This window comes from Pedobacter borealis DSM 19626 (assembly GCF_000708285.2).
In the GTDB taxonomy this organism is placed as follows: Bacteria; Bacteroidota; Bacteroidia; order Sphingobacteriales; family Sphingobacteriaceae; genus Pedobacter; species Pedobacter borealis.
In genome coordinates, this window is the sequence record NZ_JAUG01000015.1 from 23,390 (window position 1) to 42,042 (window position 18,653).

At 37.5% G+C, this 18,653-nt stretch carries 19 protein-coding genes; 11 read left to right on the plus strand and 8 right to left on the minus strand.

The window, feature by feature from the left end:
- Positions 1–98: 98 nt before the first annotated feature.
- Positions 99–758, minus strand: coding sequence for a hypothetical protein (locus AW17_RS06330; protein ID WP_029275282.1), 660 nt, complete (start codon positions 756–758; stop codon positions 99–101).
- A gap of 401 nt (positions 759–1,159) precedes the next feature.
- Between AW17_RS06330 and AW17_RS06340 the strand changes: the two genes are divergently transcribed.
- The 4 genes from AW17_RS06340 (at position 1,160) to AW17_RS06355 (ending at position 3,397) form a co-directional block, all read left to right on the plus strand.
- Entirely contained in the window at positions 1,160–1,576 is a 417-nt protein-coding gene (locus AW17_RS06340) for a hypothetical protein (RefSeq protein ID WP_029275284.1), read from the plus strand.
- Between the two features lie 252 nt (positions 1,577–1,828).
- Complete coding sequence (locus AW17_RS06345) at positions 1,829–2,191, plus strand: hypothetical protein (protein WP_029275285.1); 363 nt, start codon at positions 1,829–1,831, stop codon at positions 2,189–2,191.
- A gap of 156 nt (positions 2,192–2,347) precedes the next feature.
- Positions 2,348–2,740 (plus strand): hypothetical protein, encoded by a 393-nt coding sequence (locus tag AW17_RS06350; RefSeq protein WP_029275286.1) that lies wholly within the window; start codon positions 2,348–2,350, stop codon positions 2,738–2,740.
- A gap of 195 nt (positions 2,741–2,935) precedes the next feature.
- Positions 2,936–3,397, plus strand: a complete 462-nt coding sequence (locus AW17_RS06355) for a JAB domain-containing protein (RefSeq protein WP_029275287.1) — start codon at positions 2,936–2,938, stop codon at positions 3,395–3,397.
- Between the two features lie 635 nt (positions 3,398–4,032).
- Here the strand turns inward: AW17_RS06355 and AW17_RS06360 are convergent.
- Both AW17_RS06360 and AW17_RS06365 read right to left on the minus strand, forming a co-directional pair.
- Positions 4,033–4,698, minus strand: coding sequence for a hypothetical protein (locus AW17_RS06360; RefSeq protein WP_157280224.1), 666 nt, complete (start codon positions 4,696–4,698; stop codon positions 4,033–4,035).
- A 40-nt stretch (positions 4,699–4,738) separates the two neighbouring features.
- Positions 4,739–5,326, minus strand: coding sequence for a super-infection exclusion protein B (locus AW17_RS06365; protein ID WP_029275289.1), 588 nt, complete (start codon positions 5,324–5,326; stop codon positions 4,739–4,741).
- Positions 5,327–5,409: 83 nt separating this feature from the next.
- Here AW17_RS06365 and AW17_RS06370 point away from each other — a divergent pair, with 83 nt between their 5' ends.
- The 4 genes from AW17_RS06370 (at position 5,410) to AW17_RS06385 (ending at position 9,210) form a co-directional block, all read left to right on the plus strand.
- A complete protein-coding gene (locus AW17_RS06370; protein ID WP_029275290.1) occupies positions 5,410–6,237 on the plus strand; it encodes a hypothetical protein in 828 nt (275 codons plus the stop codon).
- Positions 6,238–6,624: 387 nt separating this feature from the next.
- The gene (locus tag AW17_RS06375) at positions 6,625–6,861 is read left to right on the plus strand and encodes a hypothetical protein (RefSeq protein WP_029275291.1); all 237 of its coding nucleotides are present in this window, start codon (positions 6,625–6,627) and stop codon (positions 6,859–6,861) included.
- Positions 6,861–7,388, plus strand: coding sequence for a hypothetical protein (locus tag AW17_RS06380; protein WP_029275292.1), 528 nt, complete (start codon positions 6,861–6,863; stop codon positions 7,386–7,388). The genes AW17_RS06375 and AW17_RS06380 overlap by 1 nt, the downstream gene beginning before the upstream one ends.
- A gap of 745 nt (positions 7,389–8,133) precedes the next feature.
- The gene (locus tag AW17_RS06385) at positions 8,134–9,210 is read left to right on the plus strand and encodes an FISUMP domain-containing protein (RefSeq protein ID WP_051691665.1); all 1,077 of its coding nucleotides are present in this window, start codon (positions 8,134–8,136) and stop codon (positions 9,208–9,210) included.
- Positions 9,211–9,633: 423 nt separating this feature from the next.
- On the opposite strand, the gene AW17_RS06390 is transcribed toward AW17_RS06385, so the two are convergent.
- Positions 9,634–10,194 carry a dihydrofolate reductase family protein gene (locus AW17_RS06390; protein WP_245235014.1) on the minus strand — a complete coding sequence of 187 codons (561 nt, stop codon included), beginning with the start codon at positions 10,192–10,194 and terminating at the stop codon, positions 9,634–9,636.
- A 529-nt stretch (positions 10,195–10,723) separates the two neighbouring features.
- On the opposite strand from AW17_RS06390, the gene AW17_RS06395 reads away from it, so the two are divergent.
- Positions 10,724–11,398: a hypothetical protein gene (locus AW17_RS06395; RefSeq protein ID WP_209444209.1), complete on the plus strand. Its 675-nt coding sequence runs from the start codon at positions 10,724–10,726 to the stop codon at positions 11,396–11,398.
- A gap of 630 nt (positions 11,399–12,028) precedes the next feature.
- Here AW17_RS06395 and AW17_RS06400 read toward each other — a convergent pair.
- From AW17_RS06400 to AW17_RS06415, 4 genes are all read right to left on the minus strand, one after another.
- On the minus strand, positions 12,029–12,391 hold the full coding sequence (locus AW17_RS06400; protein WP_029275296.1) for a hypothetical protein: 363 nt from the start codon (positions 12,389–12,391) through the stop codon (positions 12,029–12,031).
- A gap of 103 nt (positions 12,392–12,494) precedes the next feature.
- Positions 12,495–14,948 carry an outer membrane beta-barrel family protein gene (locus tag AW17_RS06405; RefSeq protein ID WP_029275297.1) on the minus strand — a complete coding sequence of 818 codons (2,454 nt, stop codon included), beginning with the start codon at positions 14,946–14,948 and terminating at the stop codon, positions 12,495–12,497.
- Between the two features lie 43 nt (positions 14,949–14,991).
- A complete protein-coding gene (locus AW17_RS06410) occupies positions 14,992–16,719 on the minus strand; it encodes a PspC domain-containing protein (RefSeq protein ID WP_051691666.1) in 1,728 nt (575 codons plus the stop codon).
- Between the two features lie 14 nt (positions 16,720–16,733).
- Positions 16,734–17,069, minus strand: coding sequence for a PadR family transcriptional regulator (locus AW17_RS06415; RefSeq protein WP_029275299.1), 336 nt, complete (start codon positions 17,067–17,069; stop codon positions 16,734–16,736).
- Positions 17,070–17,586: 517 nt separating this feature from the next.
- Here AW17_RS06415 and AW17_RS24095 point away from each other — a divergent pair.
- On the plus strand, positions 17,587–17,799 hold the full coding sequence (locus tag AW17_RS24095) for a hypothetical protein (protein WP_157280225.1): 213 nt from the start codon (positions 17,587–17,589) through the stop codon (positions 17,797–17,799).
- Between the two features lie 320 nt (positions 17,800–18,119).
- Entirely contained in the window at positions 18,120–18,650 is a 531-nt protein-coding gene (locus tag AW17_RS06420; protein WP_051691667.1) for an APC family permease, read from the plus strand.
- Positions 18,651–18,653 lie beyond the last annotated feature (3 nt).

The window sequence follows — 18,653 nt, forward strand, 5'->3', positions numbered from 1 at the left end:
ATAGATCGAACCTCTTCGCTGCGCAGCTACCAGTTCTCACACATTTTCTCAGTTCGCAAGCGGTGAGCATACCTGTACAACGCTTAAACTATTATTACCTATTTTTTCTGAAGAATCCGTAATTTGTTTACCAAGTCTGACGCCATAGTCTCCAGCTTATCCTTTGGCAAACTGCTTATGTGAGGCGTTGTATCATTTGCAAATCTAGTATCCACTATCGCTCTGACATTATTGCAAGACATAGGAAAACTAATATTAACGACTTGAGTCATTAAGTTAATACAATCCTTTACAAACTTAAATTCAGCAATATTCTGGGGTACTTTATACTTTCTTAGGTGACCATACAAATATATACTCCTGTCATCATGCCGCAGATTATGAGCACAAACGTTATTTCTGTAACGCTTTATATCGGGAAATCGATTAATTTCCTTCTTAATTAAATTATAATATTGAGAAAATGCGGCATTCTCTTCATTTGTTAATGAAGGTCTAAAGTGTTTATGAAGCTCGTCCAAATAGCTATTTATCAGGATTACTCCATGCTCATATGTTAATTGATGCAAGTGTGCAACTACTTCTACTGGCACGCTGAACTGCGCCAACATCGTTAGGGCTTCGAAGTAATCATTGAATTTTTCATCGATTACATTAAGAATGTGAATGCTTTCATCTAAGGATGAGACTTCTGGTTGTTGATTATCTAACATCTTATATAAAGGTACAGCAATTAAAACATATTTATAGCCAAACATATCGTTGCATCGTTCTGCGAACTTTACTGCAACGACCCTCGTTCCATACGCATGTCGGTACGCAGTTGAAGATCTTTGCTTGTATCAAATAAACTTTTATCTTTGAATTAGGTAAATTCATACTTAATTAATTCAGATAGCATGCTCTCAGAAGATCAAAAGAAAAATTTAATACAAACAATAAACAGTAAGGTTGCTACACTTACATGCCCAATGTGTAAGAATCATAAATTTGTACTTGCCGACGGATATTTCAACAATCCTATGCAAACAGACTTCTCAAGTATTTCAATTGGAGGACCAAGCATACCCTCGATAGCAATTGTTTGCAGTAATTGCGGCTTTATAAGCCAACATGCGCTAGGTGTTTTAGGTAAGCTTCCGCAACAAACATCTTAGGCATGGCAGTAGAATCTAATGATAATGTTGGTTCAGGCCTGTCGGTAGATATTGGTGACGAACTCTCAAAGAACATAACTTTACACAAGAATGTTAAGCAGCAACTCATATTAACAACTGTTGATAAAATCAAATTGGTGTTAATGGAAACTGAAAAGTATAGAGCTGCAAGCAAAGATTGGATTACACCTGTTGGACTCTCAATATCTTTTATTACCACTTTGTTGACTTCAGAGTTTAAAGATTCACTTGGTTTAACCAAAGAAATATGGCATGCGTTATTTATGCTTATGACATTAGGAAGCTTGGTTTGGTTGGTATTTAAACTAATCGCTTGTTATAATGGCCGAGGCAAAGGGAGTCATAGTGATATTATAAAGCAAATACAATTAACTGATGAAGTTCAACAGCAAAACTAATAAATGCAGATAGCAATAGGTGGAACAGCTAAGATAGTCGATGAGCCTAACCTATCGCCCTCATTGTCATAATGGGATATCTCCACTCTATGTCGCTCATGGCCTTGGCAAAACGGAAAATGTGTCTGCTGTAAACATTCTTTGAACTTGTATATTCAGTATATGCCAAATGTTGTTTGGTACATGCTACCAAATCATAAATTCTGTTGTATAAAAGTTTATATCTTTAGGTATTATTAACACTCATCAATCATGGAATCAAACCCTAGGGCAGTAATAGCCTTTATCGCAGCCTGTATAATAAACAACCAAAAGAAGTCATCTGTTTACGATTATGGTCAGTCAAAGCACATCAGCATTGGCGGAACACTTCATGCGGATAAAGTAAATGTTTTTGATTACGACCAGAGTTGTCACATTACAGGGCTCGGAAGAAATGGAAAGCTAAACTTATTTCATTATGGCAACAGTCACCATATACAATTGACAATAACAGGAACTAAGTTTAAAGGTTTTGATTACGGTACAGGCTCACATTTCAATGGAACTGTTAATCGAAATTCGATAACAGTATTTGATTACGGGAAGAGCAGCTACTTTAACTATACCATCTAGGTAATCGATAGAGAAATACTTTGGATATCTATCCAACTATAACACCAATTTAAGCCTGTACCTCATCACGCCTAAAGAAATTCCGTCATAAACACCCGAGGCAACGCAATATGCATTCATTGCGTTGCTTCTTAATTAACATATAAATTAAATGCGATGAAAACGATATTCATCTTTCTAACTCTTGGTTTGTTATCAATTGCAGCTAGCGCTCAAAGCACATCGGAACCTCCAATTCAAAATATTTCACCAGACAGCACTGTCGTGTATCGACTATTTTCCACTCGGAACATGTATACATTTATCAAACTGAACACTAGAAATGGCCAAATGTGGCAAGTTCAATGGGGTACAGAGAGCAAGTATAGATTTGAGAGCACACTTTCGGATGTCTCTCTGGTAAGTCCTGCTGAAGAGAAAAATGGCAGATTCTTCCTTTATCCTACTACGAACACATATAACTTTATTTTGCTTGACCAAGTAAATGGTAAGTCGTGGCAAGTACAGTGGGGAAAAGAAGGAGAAAAAATGGTTCTTCGTATATATTAGAGTGTTTTATAGACCGTGCGAGATGTTACATATGATTATTAATCATTACACAAATTTAAGCTTGTAATCTCAACACTCTTAAAGGATCTACGGCATAAACGCTCACGTGGCAACCGCACAGCCTATTTATATCCGTTCCTCCTTTGCTTAGTTTCGATTAAAGCTTGCCATTGTACCATAATTAATTAAAATCTTATGGTACAGGAACAAACTACATTTAAAGTGGCTGAAGTTGAAGTAAGCTACAAATCAAACTACAACATTACAGAACGACCAAAAATCAATAGTTCCCAAGATGCTTACAGAGTATTGATGCAGCATTGGCAATTGGGTAAGATTGAATTGTTAGAAGAATTTAAGGTAATTCTACTAAATACCAGTAACCGAGTATTGGGAATTGTTGATATATCTACGGGTGGAGTACAGGGAACACTTGCCGATCCGAAGATCATATTTTCGGTTGCTTTAAAGACCAATAGCAGTAAAATAATATTGGCACATAACCATCCAAGTTCTAATACGAATCCTAGTGATGCAGACAAGAGGCTAACCCAAAAGTTGACTCTGGGAGGAAAGCTACTAGACATCGAGGTGTGTGACCATCTGATAGTTACTAATTATAACTATTACAGTTTTGCTGATGATGGCATTTTATAACCAGTGCGCCAAAAGTGCGCCAATTCCCTAAATTATACTGCTAAATGCAGTATATTTGGATACTATTAACAGATTTATAAACTGCGCACAAAGCCTGAATATTCTGCACTCAACACCCTTTAAACGCACATTTCACTTCCTTTGACCTAATGTTAATCGGCTAGCGATCCTAGATTAAGAGTCTGTTGCTCTACCAACTGAGCTAAGGAGTCTGGTTTAATAAATATAGGATAAAAAAGAGGGAAGTTCGTATACGAAGTAAAAGGGATAGCCACAGATGCTATGAAAAACAAAATCGTCACGATTCTTAAACTCCTGCCAAATACACTCCCGGCACCAGAGATGGGCAAGCCGTGAGATTTGGACTTCACCAGCCTTGAATACAAATAAATATTTGCGTCAGCTATTCCCTACCTAGCGCATTATTAGCAGTGTGCCTAAGCAAAGCCTGAATGCGCTTAATTAAATCGATACATTAAATTTACTGTAAAAATATTAACTGCTAAGTTTTATGAATGCACAAGTCAGTCATCCCACTGCCCTGCGCAATAAGACTTGCGCAAGTAAGGGTGACGGGTTAAACGCGGAACGGGAGGCCATTTTTGCCGAAATGCCCACTAGTGCAACTATTGGAATTAGATTGTAGAAAACCTTGGTCTATTAGAATTTATCAGTACATCAAATTCGGAACCAATTATAATTTCAATTTCTTGGGTTAATTGATTCTTTAGCTGATCACGATATGTCAATACAAATGTAAGATTGCTTTGAAAATAGCCTTTACGTGGCTGATCATTCTGAACAATGATACCTGCTTGACCTTGCCCAAAAAAATTGTAAGTCTTTTTTTCTTCGGCAACCATATCACTGATTTCATAGATCATTTTGGTGTCTTTAGGATATATAGTGTTATGATCTTTGTGAATCGTTAAAGTTATATCGCTTGCATACACAGATTGGTGATAAATATGTAGTGTTAAATTAAACCAGAAAACATGTAAATATTGGGGGCCATCTACTGATCCATCGATTTCGAATTGATAGTTTCCTTTCTCTACGACAAACTTAGGCATAACCTCATTTGCATGTTTTAATTTTTCAAGTGAAAGTTGATCAAATTGAATTTTTTGGGATTCAATTTGCAATCGCAACGTCTCATCTTGTATTGTAATAGATCGTCTTTGTGCAGAAAATGTTCTTACAAGGTATATAAATGTGAAAAACGTCACCACTACCATAGTCCAGTCCGACACATTGCCCCAGGTATCAGAATTAAATGGACCAAAATTATTAATGTTCATACTTTTTAGGATTTGTGTCAAAAATAAATTTGGAAATACCTTACCAACGGGCATACTTTAAAATAAATGCAGGCCTATTATTATTGATAAACAATTTTTCAGCCTCATTTAAATCGTTAGGGTCCTTATTAGGTAAACCAATCATTGGCAACCTAAGCATTGAGCGGGCCTTTGAGGTCATCGTGTAATTAAAACATATTTCACCGTATGACATTCCACCATGGCTACTAGCCTGATATATTATTCGTTTATTCACCAAACTCGCTACAGCTGGATTTGTGAGAGGCAAAGCGACAGTTGACGCATTAAATATAAATTCTCTGAGAGCTGACTGTTCATCTGGATCTAAAGTATTCAGGCTATCGACAATTAGTTTATCGTATTTCCATCCATACCAAATCGCAGAAAGGCCTTTCCAGAGATAAGAGAGAATTACTAATAATAAAAAGCCACTCGATACAAGAAATGCTATCCCAACCCATTTGCCATAATCCTTCATAAACTCAACCATTTTGAGACGAATTATGAATTCTTGGTTTGCAAACAGTAGTGTTGAGCTTACAATTACAATAAGGATGATTAGAGTATTTGATACCTTTCCGGTTTCAATTATTTTTAATAGAGACATTTAATTAGATTTTGTTATGCGACAAGATAATCATTTGCACCTAAGAGTTAAAATAGTAATTTGCCATTCTAAACGGCGGTCTCATGAACAAAGAATTTTCCGATATTATTGAAGATTTAAAATCTAGAATTACAAATCCATTCACATCTTCTTTTATTATCTCTTGGCTAATAACAAATTATCAGATCCCTTTAAGTTTATTTTTTTATAAACAAGATGACATAGCCAAAGACGGGTACAAAAGCTATTTTGATTTAATAACTTCAAAGCAGGAATGGTGGAATATGTTTACTGTTCCACTAATCTGCGCTTTCATTTATACATTTATCTTCCCTTGGATCAAATATGGGATAAACTGGTATAGGGCATGGGTTGAAGTGTTGGATAGCAACAGAATTAAAAAAGTTGAATTGCAAAAACTAGTTACGTTATCAAAGCATAATACTTTAAAAGAAAAATTTTTTCTTTTAATTGAGAAAAATGCTGAATTAACCCATAAAAACAGCATACAGATAGAGAGCGTTACGCAAGCAAAAGAGCAGGAACTCAAAGTTTCTACAGACCTGGAAAATTTTAAACTTCTGAAAGAGCGTATTCATATTCAGAGTTCTTATGCAAACGGTATGTGGCTTCATGGAACTTGGGAAGTTTATGATAATGTAAGTGGAGATCGAATAGGCCAGTGGACCTTCGATCAAGCTCGCACTTTAAAGATACTGAACGTACAATACAATATCAGTAATTTTATATTGGACACGACTAATCGTAAAATCCATATATTGACTAAAGGATTTGATTATAAGAGCCATATAATTCCAGCTAGCTTTATACTTTCAGTTTCGGAAGATTTCAATAAACTAGAAGCAGCTAGGCTTGACGGAGGTGGATTAATAATTAGAAGAATAAATTAACACACTCACTGGCTGAGGAAATGATCAAAACTATATTGCAAATAATATTTCAAATAAATTATAACAGCTCTATAAACTAGGCATTTAATCGTTATAACCTCAATTTTTATGATCGCCATTTTTTTTTACTTAAAAAATACAATTTAGAACCGCTCCAAATAGAGATGCGAAAATATTTGATTTAAGCGATGTTTATGCGCGCAAGGCCTCAGTTGTCGAAATCGATGCAGAAAATGCAGCTAGCGACTTAAAATTTTGGTTTAATTCAAAATTTGCACCGGACATACATACTTACATACAGAAAAACATAAGATTGAACATAACTAGGAGAATAAGTGCCAGCACACCTTCGAACAAGTACTTGATCATTGCAAATGCTATTGTAATTTGCAAAAATGGTATAACTTTGGCAATCTAAACAAAAAAGAAAAACAATTAATTAAGCAAATCATGGCAAAAACTGGGTTCAAATTAAGTGCTGCGCGATACAGCGTTTCTGGAGGAGATACTCATCATGGTAGAGTTATTTCACCTACACAGATAAAGGTTACACGTATTGTTTTAAGAAGAGATGAGGATGTTAGAAATAGTCAAATTAAAGGATATAAATATCTTCTTCCTTAGTGTTTGAAAGTTTTTACCCCATTCATTGTAGCGGCTTCAAAAAATCTCTTCACGTAAATCAAATTAAAGGAATTTGGTATTATAGTTTTAGAACAGAGAATTACAGATATATTGTCGAAGTAGAATTTTATGTTAATGACTTCTATGTTGTCCAGTACTACACGACAAAATATAAAACCCATCCAAAAAAGTTTCAAATTTTAACAAATGAACACAAGTGCAGAAAAATTGTCGGTACTTGTGTTCAAATTATGCTCGGCATTTGGAAGAAAAATCCCTTGGCATCATTTGGATTTATAGGCGCTAATACCTACGATCCTGAAACCCACTTGGAAGAGCCAGTTGATAATACTCAGCGATGGAAAATTTACAAACATGCAATGGAACAAAACTTTGGTCCAGAAACATTCAAGCATGGCGCACAAAGCAACAACAGTAGGTACGTAATGTTAAATAAAAAGAAGGATGTTATCGAATTAAATAATGAAATAAATCAATTATTTGAGCAAAATTATGACAAACCTTAATGGGTGTATATTTCAGCGAAAGTGCCCCTCCTTTTCGGGTCAAACTAGCCACCAATTTGATTACCGGAAGATGTGTATCCTTTCCCTCTGAACAAATATATACATCGGATCCAAATCCATTTTCCTCAGAACTTTTCCCCATCTAGCGTAAGTCTTAGCGCCCAACCTTAGCAACGGCATGACTTGTTCTGCCGTTAAATTATAAATCAATTTCTTTATTAAAAAACTTGATGAGCCAAATACTGTGAATGCACAAATCATCCAATCCACTTCCTAGTAACTAAGAACTATACCTGTGGGGTTTTCGGGGTACAGTCCGTTGTTAAATAGCCCTGATGAAAGTGGACCCCGATTTAAGCACTAGTTTTTACTTTTTTATTGTGTGCTTGCTTGTTTCACAGGTTTCTTCGGGGGAAACGGACAGCAGGACCGAAGCCTGCCTAAGTATCACAGCCTCTGCGCTCCAAAAATCCTATCAACCAATCTAGCGCAAGTCTTTGTGCCCTGGCCTAAACAAAGGCAGGACTTGTGCTTTAATTTAGCATTAAATTTAGATTGCTTCACACTACTTCGCTACCCCTACCCTTCAGTTCGCAATGACGAATCTCTTCACCTTTATAAATCCAAACTTCAGATTTCTACCTCCTAACTTCTCCCTACCCGTCATCAAAATATACCCAATAAATGGTATTGACGCCCAGTAGCGTGATAGGGAAATTTGCCAATAACAAACAAACAATAAAGCATGAAAATAAACAAACTACTATTAATGGCAGTGCTTGTGCTATTGATTACTACATCCAATTTAATTGCGCAGGTAAAAAAATCGGCAACCAAAACGGCTGTTCCCGTTAAAACCAAATATGGTGCATTGGCTATAGACCGATCTAATGGTTTTTATTATGGTTTTTCATTCGATCAGCCAAACCGGGCAGAAGCCGAGAAGAGAGCGGTTGACGAATGCAACAAACGTGGCGGATCTTGTAGCATTGTACTCACCTATTCGGGTACAGGCTGTGCAGCCTACCGCACCATAAACGGTAATGTGGGTACCGCATTTGGCTGGGGTATAGCAAAAACCAAAGAAGAGACCGATGCAATAGCAACTAAAGAATGTTTAAAAAGAAGCGGCGGCATCCAACCTACCAACTTTGTTTGGAGCTGTAATGCAGCACAAGCGGCGCAGTTAAAAGAAATATATAATGCCTCGCCTGAAATTACAGGACCGGTAAAAATTGGCAACCAGGTGTGGACAAGCACCAATTTAAACGTGAACACCTATAGAAACGGCGAACAGATTTATTATGCAGCCAACCAAAAAGAATGGGAAAAAGTAAGTAGAGAAAAAATTCCGGCTTATTGTTATCTTAATTTCGACAGCAGCAATGAAAAGAAATACGGTAAGCTGTACAACTTTTATGCGGTTACCGATCGCCGTGGCTTAGCACCTGCCGGTTGGCATGTGCCCAGCAGCAGTGAATTTTTAACCCTTATTGCGGCTTTAGGTGGAGAAAAGGTAGCAGGTAAAAAAATGCGTGGAACGACCGGCTGGGACGTAAAAGATTCGTACAAATTTGCACATGGCAATGGCGATAACTCATCAGGTCTCAATTTACTTACCAATGGCAGTGCAGGTGGCGATGAATATGGTGGCGGCCAATCTTTCAAGTATGGGATATGGTTAAGCTACTGGTGGTCGAGCACGACCAAATCAAGCGGCGACAGCTTTGCCTACTACCTTGACTTTAACAAATACAGCGAACCGCGAGTAACCGATTACAGTAAAACCACAGGTGCCGCGGTAAGGTTAGTGAAAGATTAATTTGCCCATATCAAATAATGCTCATATTTCGGAACCTAAAGGTTAGAAATCGCTTACTCAACCGGGAATAATCAAGATTTCCGGTTGATTTTGTTTAAAGAAAGATAACTATCAAAAGATTTGCCCCTCATTTCCTTTGTTTTCGGGGTACAGCCCATGGTTAAATAGCCCTGATGGAAGTGAAACGGACGAGCAGGACCGAAGCCTCCCTAAGGATTACAGCCCTTGCGCTCCAAAAAAACTTTCAACTCTAAACTAATCCCCATCTTGTTCTCTTTTTAGAAATCCAAACTTCGGACTAATCCACAAATAGATTGCTTCACGCCACCTCACAACCCCTAGCCTTCGGTTCGCAATGACGTATCTTTTCGCTTTTATAAGCCTCGGACCTCCGACCCCTAACTTCTGACTCCAAGCTACAAACTAACCCTTCCCCAGTTCTCCAACATACCGATAAGTATTCATCTGCACCCCTGTTGGCGTAGTTTTCGTGCTCACAAAAGCCAGTTCGCGTGCATCGGCAGTGTCCGAAAAGAAACGTTTGCCCGTGCCTAGCAATACCGGGTATACCATCAATACAACCTCGTCAACAAGTCCGTGCTCCAATAACACAGCAACCACCGTCGAGCTCCCATATACGATCAAATCAGGACCTTCTGTTGATTTGAGTTCGCGAATACGCGTTACGATGTCAGTGCCTAAATCTTCAACCGGCCCCCATTCGAGGCTGTCGGGCCTATGAGTGGCCACATATTTTTTGCCATTATTTAAACTATTTGCCATCGGATTATCGCCTGCTTTTGGCCAGTACTGGGTCCAGCTATCGTAAGTTTTGCGGCCAAGCAACAGATCGATGTTAGTGCCCTGTGCCTCTAGTACGACGGCCAAACCCTCCGGGCTCCGGTAAGGTGTTGTCCATCCACCATGCGCGAAATCCTCGCTGTTTTCGTGCTGCATCACACCATCAAGCGAGATGTGTTCCATTATTTTGATCTTTCTCATGTTATTTTCTATTGATTTGATGATGATAAAGTTACAACGGAAGAGCCACGCGCATGAGGGGCAATCATGACAATATAAAGGCGTTTTTATGACCATTTGCATTGGCCGTAAGATGGTTACCGGAGTGTCTTCCATATTATATCTTCCATTTTACTGCCTACACGATCATTATTCGGGTGTTATAACTTATATGGCCTTATATTTCTTATATGGTTAGCTTAGTTGTTTAACTGAAAACCAATTGAAAATAGTAAAGGATTTGGAAATGAATGGTTCTGTGCTTTTCGGGCAACGCAGCCCCGCCTTTCGCTACAATCTTTTTGTTACTGTTATCCTGAGTCTATCTGAGGGGGCAACAAAAAGGATTTCCGCTACTGTCGGGTTTAGTGAGGAGGGCTTGTAGCTTTTGGCTAGGTTGAATAGCGATTGCATTAGCTTATGTGTTCCTTAAATTTCTTATATGGTTAATTCTTGAGCCGATTGCTTAAAAACCTACCAAATTCCTAATCTTGTGGCAACTAAATTAATAAGCATGCTCATAGATTTGATACCAGTAATTGAAATCGGATATAACAATCAGGAGCTAGCTGCACCAGACAAATTTCCTTATTGGGAGCATCCTGAAATTTGGAACGCTTATCACCAAGAATGCTTTCGAAAAGCGGGTTTTAAAGATAAACTGACGCCTTATTTAAAAGGTTTTCCATTCTATAAACTCTCAGAAATTACTGATAACAACTTAACCAAACTCATCATTGACCATACGCAAGAAATGAGAGATGGAAAATATGAAAGACAACAGGCTGCAACATTTTTTGGCGGTTATGTTTTGAATATTGATGGGCAAGACAAATATTTTCCTCAATGTTGCGGAGGGATAAATGATATCATGTATTGGGACAGACTTTCAATGCTACGAAATACTTATTACGAAGGACACCCTGCCCCACAGATCAAATTTGATGGCGACAATATCGTATTTGATTTTTCGGTTGACGAATTTGATGAACCCTTTCAACCTATACCACAAGAAATTACGCTGTCAATTGATCGACATGAACTCAAAAAAGCAATTGAAAAAGTTAAAACACCACTTCAATATTTTGAAAAACGTCTTGATAAAATAAATGATATCGAAAAACTAAACATTGAAAACATTGGCGGACTTTTAATTTGGAACGATTAAAACTACGAAATAAGATATTACTAGATAAGTACCCTGCAGATCACACTGATATTCGCTGATTTTTCTTTGTAAATTGTCAGACTGAGCATAGTCGAAGACCACCCTGCTTTGCATCCTCTGTGCTTTCTCTTCGTGTACGTTGTGGTTAAAAAAGCCAGCAATACACAGAAAGCACGGAAACATTAAGATTAGCTTCACTGAACACTACGTGATTCTCACCTACCCAGGAATAACGTTCGCATTAGTTTCTGCGCCCATCACCTTAAATCTGCGGGAGAAAATTACCGACAAGTTCCCCGCAGATCACACAGATATTCGCAGATTTTTCTTTATAAATTATCAGTATGAGCGTAGTCTAAAGTCTCCCAACTTAGCGTCCTCTGTGTCTTCTCTTCGTGTGCTTTGTGGTTAAAAAAGCCAGCAATACACAAGCATTAAGATAAGCTGCGACGAATCGTCATCTCGACCGTAGTGGAGAGATCTTTGAACTATGTTAAAAGATTTCTCCGTTTCGCTGCGCTTCAGTCGAAATGACGCCCGATTTTTGTATGTCAATGGTAGCCTAATCGAAGACCGCCCAACTTTGCGCGCTCTGCGCCTTCTCTCTGTGATCTTTACGGTTAAAACACGTTACTCGGTTAATTCCTGTCTAATCCCTTCAGTAAGCTTTTTTACTTTCATGTAGCCGGCTAAAGAGCTGTTCCGTTTATCAAAGTCGATCACTAACCAGCCTTTTTTGGCTTTAAGGTTAAACTTATCGCTACCGTTTAAATTTATAAACAGGTCGATATTCTGATCTAATGGAAGTTCATTATTCAAGGCACTGTCCAGGAATTTTTCCAGTTTGCCCGTTTTATTTTCGGCATACTTTGCTTCAAATTTGAAATCGCTATTGGTATCTGTAGCACTTATTGATAAATAACCGTCACTATTATGGCATCCGTAACCTAAAGTGATAAATAAAATCGCGATACTGTATATTATATTTTTCATTTTTTTTGGTTAATTGTTTGAAATGGTTAACTGGTTAACTGTATAAATTGGTTAATTGGGGATTTACTACCCAGACTTCCGACTTTAGACTGAGGACTAAAAACTACCCCCCAGCCCTGTTCTTAATATCATCCGCCGCTGTTTTCCGGTCCTGGTTTGATTTTAGATTTTGGTTACCAAAACTATAACTGATATTGAAAGACACCCTTCTACTGATGTAATTATTCTGCACCCTTAAATTCACATTTTGATAATCGAGCGTTCCTTTCCAGTAGTTGGTTTGAAAAATATCATCAACATTTAACTTAAGTTTTAAAGCTTTGTTCAGGAAACTTTTCTGCACACCTATATTTAAAGCATACTGATAAATAGTGGTCCGTTCTAAACCCCTAACTTTTGGTGAGTTTAACCAGAAATTGGTTTCTAATGCCCAGTTATCGCCTAAAATAATCGAATTTACAGTATTAAAATTGTAGAATACTTTACTTAAAACAAAGGGGGCACCTTCTAAATTATCATCGTTAAATTTATTATAAGAAACCCTAAAATTGTTTTGCAAATTCCACCATTTGGCAATGGTTACCGGAACAGATAAGCCGGCCGAGTAGTATTCCCCGCTGCCAATATTCCCTTGGCCTACAGTAACTATTCTGGTGCTATCGTTTTGTGCGGTTTTACTATCTAAAATTAAATCTTTTGTTTTAGCATAACTCAATGAAAAAAATAATCCGCTTTTATAATTATAACTCACCTCAAAATTATTGGTAAACTGGGGTTTTAAGTATGGGTTTCCCTGTGCTATGGTATAAGGATCCATGTAAAAATTAAATGGATTTAACTGCTGGTAATTTGGCCGGTCTATCCGTCGGCCATAGGTGTAACGTAGATTACTACTCTCAGAAATTTTCTGGTTAACAAAAACCGTTGGAAATAATGATAAATAATGTTGTTTTACCGATGTATTATTGGTTACAGATGTTCCGGTAGATTGGGTAAACTCTGCCCGTAAACCAGCCTGAACTTGCCACTTGCCCAGATCTTTTGATAAATTTGCATAAGCTGCATTTACGTTTTCTTTGTAAATAAAATTATTGCTTTGTCCTACAACATTTTGCCATTTATTATTTACCAAAGCCAACGATAAAAAATCATTATTGGTTTTAACATAAGCACTTTTTAAACCGGTTTCCAATTTTGTAGTTTTTGATAGCGGCCAGGTAAAATCTGTTTTTGCAGCATAAATATCAATGGCTGTTTTACTATCGTTTTTAATGATTGTATTGTTGTAAACAGTCCCTTTTTCATCGTAAAAGTTAGTGTTAAAATTTTCCAGACCCGAGTAGTCAAAGCCAGAATAATCGGCATCAAAATTTAAACTTGCACCCTCTTTTTTAAAATCATGCCTGATATTAAAATTTGCACTATAGTTTTTGTTTGGGGTATTCGCATCAGAATATTGGATTAACGAATTATTGCCCGCAACTCCATCCTTAATCTCGTTTATAAAGGTTTGAGAGAAATTATCCAATTTACGTGTATTCGTACTGCCATCAAGCATAATACCGATGGTTGTTTTTTCACCTGCGTAATAATCTGCACCTAGTTTTGCGGCTAACCGCGATCCTGTATATATTTTTTGAAAATTCTGGTTAAACATACTCTGTAAACCATTGGCATTGGTGCTCCGCTCTAAAAATAAATTCGAAAAATTATTATTTTTTGAAGCATTTGCATTGGTAAAAAAATTCCACTTTTCTACACGGTGATTTAAATTGAAGTTAAGTTCCGATCCGTAAATATTGGTGGGTAAGTTAGCCCTTATTGCATTGCGATAGGTTGACGAGACACTTCCGTTGGTACCAAATGCCTTGTTCTTTTTAAGTTTAATGTTGATGATGCCCGCATTGCCGGCAGCATCATATTTAGCCGATGGGTTAGTAATAATTTCGATGGTAGCAATCTGGCTGCTACTTAAGCCATTTAAATAAACCGTTAAATCGGCACTCGATAAAAAGTTGTTCTTCCCATCAATCATCACCATTACACCCGATTTATTGTTCAATAAAATCTGATCATTTTGCCTGTCTAACTGTACGCCCGGCGCTTTCTCTAAAATTTCGAGCGCCGTACCACCTGTTGCAATAATGCTGTTCTCTACATTCAGTACCATTTTATCGATCTGATGTTCAATAAAAGGTTTCTTGCCCTGAATGCTCACTTCTTTTAATTGTTTGCTTAAACTTTCAATCGTGATAGCAGGTAATTTCATGTCTTCGTTAAGCGAAAAACGGTTAGTTTTTTTACTTTTAAAACCCACTATAGAAATCGACAATACATACTCGCCGCTTTTCAACTGATCAATTGTAAACGCTCCTTCGATATTGGTCGATACGCTTTTAACCACGGTGGTATCAGGATAATTCAGCACCCTAACAATCGCAAACGATACCGGAACAGTCTTTTCATCAACAATTTCCCCTGTAAGTTTATTTAATTTTTGGGCAAAAGAAGCCCCACATGCCATAAAGCATGCAACTAGGATAAATAATGTTTTCATGGCTTTTTTTCTTATAGGTATGATCTCAAAATGACGGAACTTATTATTCAGGCGCTATACCCAACTCTTCCTTAACTTCCTTAATCCGGTTTGATACAGAGTCCTGATAAATGGTATCAGTAAGGTTATGTTTCTGCTGCAATTCTAAATCAAGTAATTCTTCTTTCAGTTTTTTCTTATTTAGCGCCTCTTCTTTTAATTGCGCAACACATTTTAATCCATCTTCTGTCATGATCCAAACACTGTAATCACCACCTTTTACCGTTTCACAATCGCCATAATAATTGGTATATCGGTAAACACCTTCCTTAATATTTACAATTGTACCTACCGGAACCTCTAGAGTTAACCTTACTTCCTGGTTTCGCCAAATGCTTCCTTTCCTCAACTGAAACCTTGGACTAAAAACCAAAGCCGAATCTTTCGATGCGTAAGTGTAGCTAATGTTCTGCGCATTTTGCAAGGCACTTTGAAAGGTTTTACCCTGTGATTCGTATTTATGTATTAAACGCGTAACACCGGTTTCGCTTTTGTTGATGTCGATATGAATGCGGTTAGGCGAAATAAATGGTCCATCTTCCAGGTCATCAACCACAATCTGGTTTTTCTGGTTCGCATCGATATGATAAGCTATACTATCCTCTTTGGTGAAATACTTACTTTTATCTATATCTAAGGTGTAAGTAGCAAAAGACTTCAGATCAACAGTTTGTGTTAACTCCGCATGTTGCTTAAATTCTGATGATATTTTAGCTGCCTGATAACCTGTAATGGCTACACCGGCCAACCAGATAATTAACAGGGCAAAAGAAAGTGTTTTGTTAATGGCTTGTTTATTAAAAGCTACCCTGATCGAGAATAACACTAAGGCTAAAATCGGCACAAAAAGCACTACAAATGCACCAAACAAAATGATTCCCCTATTGCTTTCATTAATAATAGAAAAAGGGAAATATTCGTAAATACTGGCATCCCAAAATCCCTGAAAAGCGGCCGTACCAATAATTAACGCAATTAAAAAGAGTACGCCAAACACAACGATAAAACCCGCAATGATCTTAAAAATCACCTTTCCAGTGCCCGAAATAAAGCGGCCAAGCCATTCGAAAAACTCTCCGATAAAATTCCCTAAACGGGCAAATATCGGCTGAGCATGTTTATTTACTTCGCCCAAACGTTCCTTAACGGCCTGTAGCTCTTCATCTAAGTTCTTTTGGAAACCCTGAAGATTTGCAGGTTCGCCTTTCATTTCCATCCTTTCGATGCGCGATTTGGCTTTTGGCATGATGATCCAGAGTATGGCATACACCAGCAATCCAAATCCACCTGCAAAGCTGATCAGTAATGTAGCCAACCTAATCCACTTAGGATCAGCGTTTACATAGTGTGCAATACCTGCACAAACACCCGCTACCACGCGGTCGTCCATATCGCGGTACAGTTTTTTCTCCGTGTATTGGTATTGATAGTTGTTATTGATTACAGGCGCTTCTTCACCTTCCTCTACCGTGTCAAAATCCTGCACCTTGCCCATTTGCGCAATCACCGAATTTACGTTGGCCGAATCTACCACTTGTTTTTTCTGCTCTTCCAATTGCTCGGTTAACAGTTCGGCAATCCGGTTTTCGATATCCGTTACAATTTCAAGGTCATCTGCATGGTTGGCAAAATATTGTTTTACTTCGTTCAGGTAGGCCTTTAAGAGTTCGTAAGCACTTTCTTCAATATGAATAATCGTGTTCCCTATATTTATGATGATGGTCTTTTCCATTTCCTTTTTAATATTTATGAATTGGCTCCTTTTTGTGAAATACCTACAGCATAAGCCAGCTCCTGCCAGGTTTGATCTAATTGTGATAAAATACCCCGACCATCTTCGGTTAAGGTATAATATTTACGCGGTGGACCCGAGGTAGATTCTACCCAGTTGTAGCTTAACAAACCATTGTTTTTAAGCCTCGTTAATAATGGATATAATGTTCCCTCAACCACCAATAGCTTTGCCGTCCTTAATTCGGCAATAATATCCGAAGCATATATTTCGCCCCGTGAGATGATTGATAAAACACAGTACTCCAGAATTCCCTTCCGCATTTGTGTTTGCGTATTTTCTGCTATCATATAACAAAGATATATGTTTTATATACTACCATGCAATACATAGTACTAAAATAAATTAAAGTAAATACATAAATAACTCATTATCAGTTAATTAATTTTTAATAAAAATTTTATGTTTAAGGTTTAAGTGAATAAAAATTAAGTATTTATAGCTTTTTTTTAGTAAAGCAGGGTCCTGTAATCCTTAGGTTTCGACAGTCCTGCTATCACCTATAGTCCCGATTTAGATACCCTTTAAATATAAAATATTCGATAAAATCGGGAGCTATTTGGTTCTATCAGGTTTGGGTAACAAGGGTCTGCCATTCTTTGGAAGAAAAATTAAATACCAATTAAAGATTAAGGGAATATCTTAATTAATTATGCTTTTCCATCCAGCTAGGCCAAAGTATTGCATCACCGTTCTACGCTAATCCGGCCTAACAAATTTTTCGGTTAGCACTGAAAAAGCCTTATCACTCCCTTTAAAAGAAAACGGCGAAGCCCTCATGAATGCAGCTGAAAACTATAATACAAAATGAATAAATTTTCAGCCGGCAGTTTTTGTTTTTTCATGGGCTTTTATGTTTTCAACGGCATTCAAGCTAGCTGCGCTGGTCTTTTTGCTGCCAAAAAGAAAGAAGCCCATCCGGCCAGGACAAGAAAAATTAATTGGTATAAGTGTTTTTTTAAATCGAATTCAGTAATTCCGCCTACTGCAGTCCTGCTATTGCCCATAGCCCCGATTTAAATAGATCTTAAATAGAAAACATTTGCTTAAATCGGGGGCTATTTGGCACATGCCTTCCGCTAAACTTACGAAGTTCTTCCTGCCCGCTACCCTTTGTAAACTTCATAAGTTATCGCGGCGCACTTAATACTATAGATTTAATATATTTTAATAATTTTGCAACGTCTTAACTTATTTTCATAAAAAAATCTATTGCCAGCATTGTTGCTGAGGCAAACGAAAGCGGCGAAGGAACGCTCAAAAGAACCTTAGACCCAATCAACCTTATTTTAATTGGGGTAGGCTTAACGCTTGGTGCAGGTTTATTTTCGATTACAGGTTTGGCAGCAGCCAATCACTCCGGTCCGGCGGTTACCCTATCTTTTGTAATTGCAGCTTTGGGCTGTGGTTTTGCGGCCTTGTGTTATGCAGAATTTGCATCAATGATTCCTGTTGCGGGCAAGGATGGCTTATTGCCAAAGATGTTTTCTGATGTACATGCAAAATTTAAAACACCATATAAATCGAACATTATACTTTGTGTATTTATTGGACTTTTTGCTGCATTTGTCCCCATGAATGTGGTAGGCGAAATGACAAGCATTGGTACCTTGTTGGCCTTTTTAATGGTTTGTGTTGGCATCTTGATCTTAAGAAAAACAAATCCTGAAGCTAAACGCCCGTTTAAAGTTCCTTTTGTGCCCTTAATCCCTATTTTGGGCATTTTAACCTGTATTGCCATGATGGTATTTTTACCTTGGGAAACCTGGGTTAGATTAGCGGTTTGGTTAATTATTGGTTTAGCCATTTACTTTTGGTACGGTAAAAAGAATAGCAAATTAAAAGCACAGAAAGACAAAACAGAACGATAGGTA

Excerpts from the sequence above, each read along its gene's own strand:
- AW17_RS06330 (WP_029275282.1), bottom strand. The coding sequence starts at position 758 with ATGTTTGGCTATAAATATGTTTTAATTGCTGTACCTTTATATAAGATG.
- AW17_RS06340 (WP_029275284.1), top strand. The coding sequence starts at position 1,160 with ATGGCAGTAGAATCTAATGATAATGTTGGTTCAGGCCTGTCGGTAGAT.
- AW17_RS06345 (WP_029275285.1), top strand. The coding sequence starts at position 1,829 with ATGGAATCAAACCCTAGGGCAGTAATAGCCTTTATCGCAGCCTGTATA.
- AW17_RS06350 (WP_029275286.1), top strand. The coding sequence starts at position 2,348 with ATGAAAACGATATTCATCTTTCTAACTCTTGGTTTGTTATCAATTGCA.
- AW17_RS06355 (WP_029275287.1), top strand. The coding sequence starts at position 2,936 with ATGGTACAGGAACAAACTACATTTAAAGTGGCTGAAGTTGAAGTAAGC.
- AW17_RS06360 (WP_157280224.1), bottom strand. The coding sequence starts at position 4,698 with ATGAACATTAATAATTTTGGTCCATTTAATTCTGATACCTGGGGCAAT.
- AW17_RS06365 (WP_029275289.1), bottom strand. The coding sequence starts at position 5,326 with ATGTCTCTATTAAAAATAATTGAAACCGGAAAGGTATCAAATACTCTA.
- AW17_RS06370 (WP_029275290.1), top strand. The coding sequence starts at position 5,410 with ATGAACAAAGAATTTTCCGATATTATTGAAGATTTAAAATCTAGAATT.
- AW17_RS06385 (WP_051691665.1), top strand. The coding sequence starts at position 8,134 with ATGAAAATAAACAAACTACTATTAATGGCAGTGCTTGTGCTATTGATT.
- AW17_RS06390 (WP_245235014.1), bottom strand. The coding sequence starts at position 10,194 with ATGGAACACATCTCGCTTGATGGTGTGATGCAGCACGAAAACAGCGAG.
- AW17_RS06400 (WP_029275296.1), bottom strand. The coding sequence starts at position 12,391 with ATGAAAAATATAATATACAGTATCGCGATTTTATTTATCACTTTAGGT.
- AW17_RS06405 (WP_029275297.1), bottom strand. The coding sequence starts at position 14,948 with ATGAAAACATTATTTATCCTAGTTGCATGCTTTATGGCATGTGGGGCT.
- AW17_RS06410 (WP_051691666.1), bottom strand. The coding sequence starts at position 16,719 with ATGGAAAAGACCATCATCATAAATATAGGGAACACGATTATTCATATT.
- AW17_RS06415 (WP_029275299.1), bottom strand. The coding sequence starts at position 17,069 with ATGATAGCAGAAAATACGCAAACACAAATGCGGAAGGGAATTCTGGAG.
- AW17_RS24095 (WP_157280225.1), top strand. The coding sequence starts at position 17,587 with ATGAATAAATTTTCAGCCGGCAGTTTTTGTTTTTTCATGGGCTTTTAT.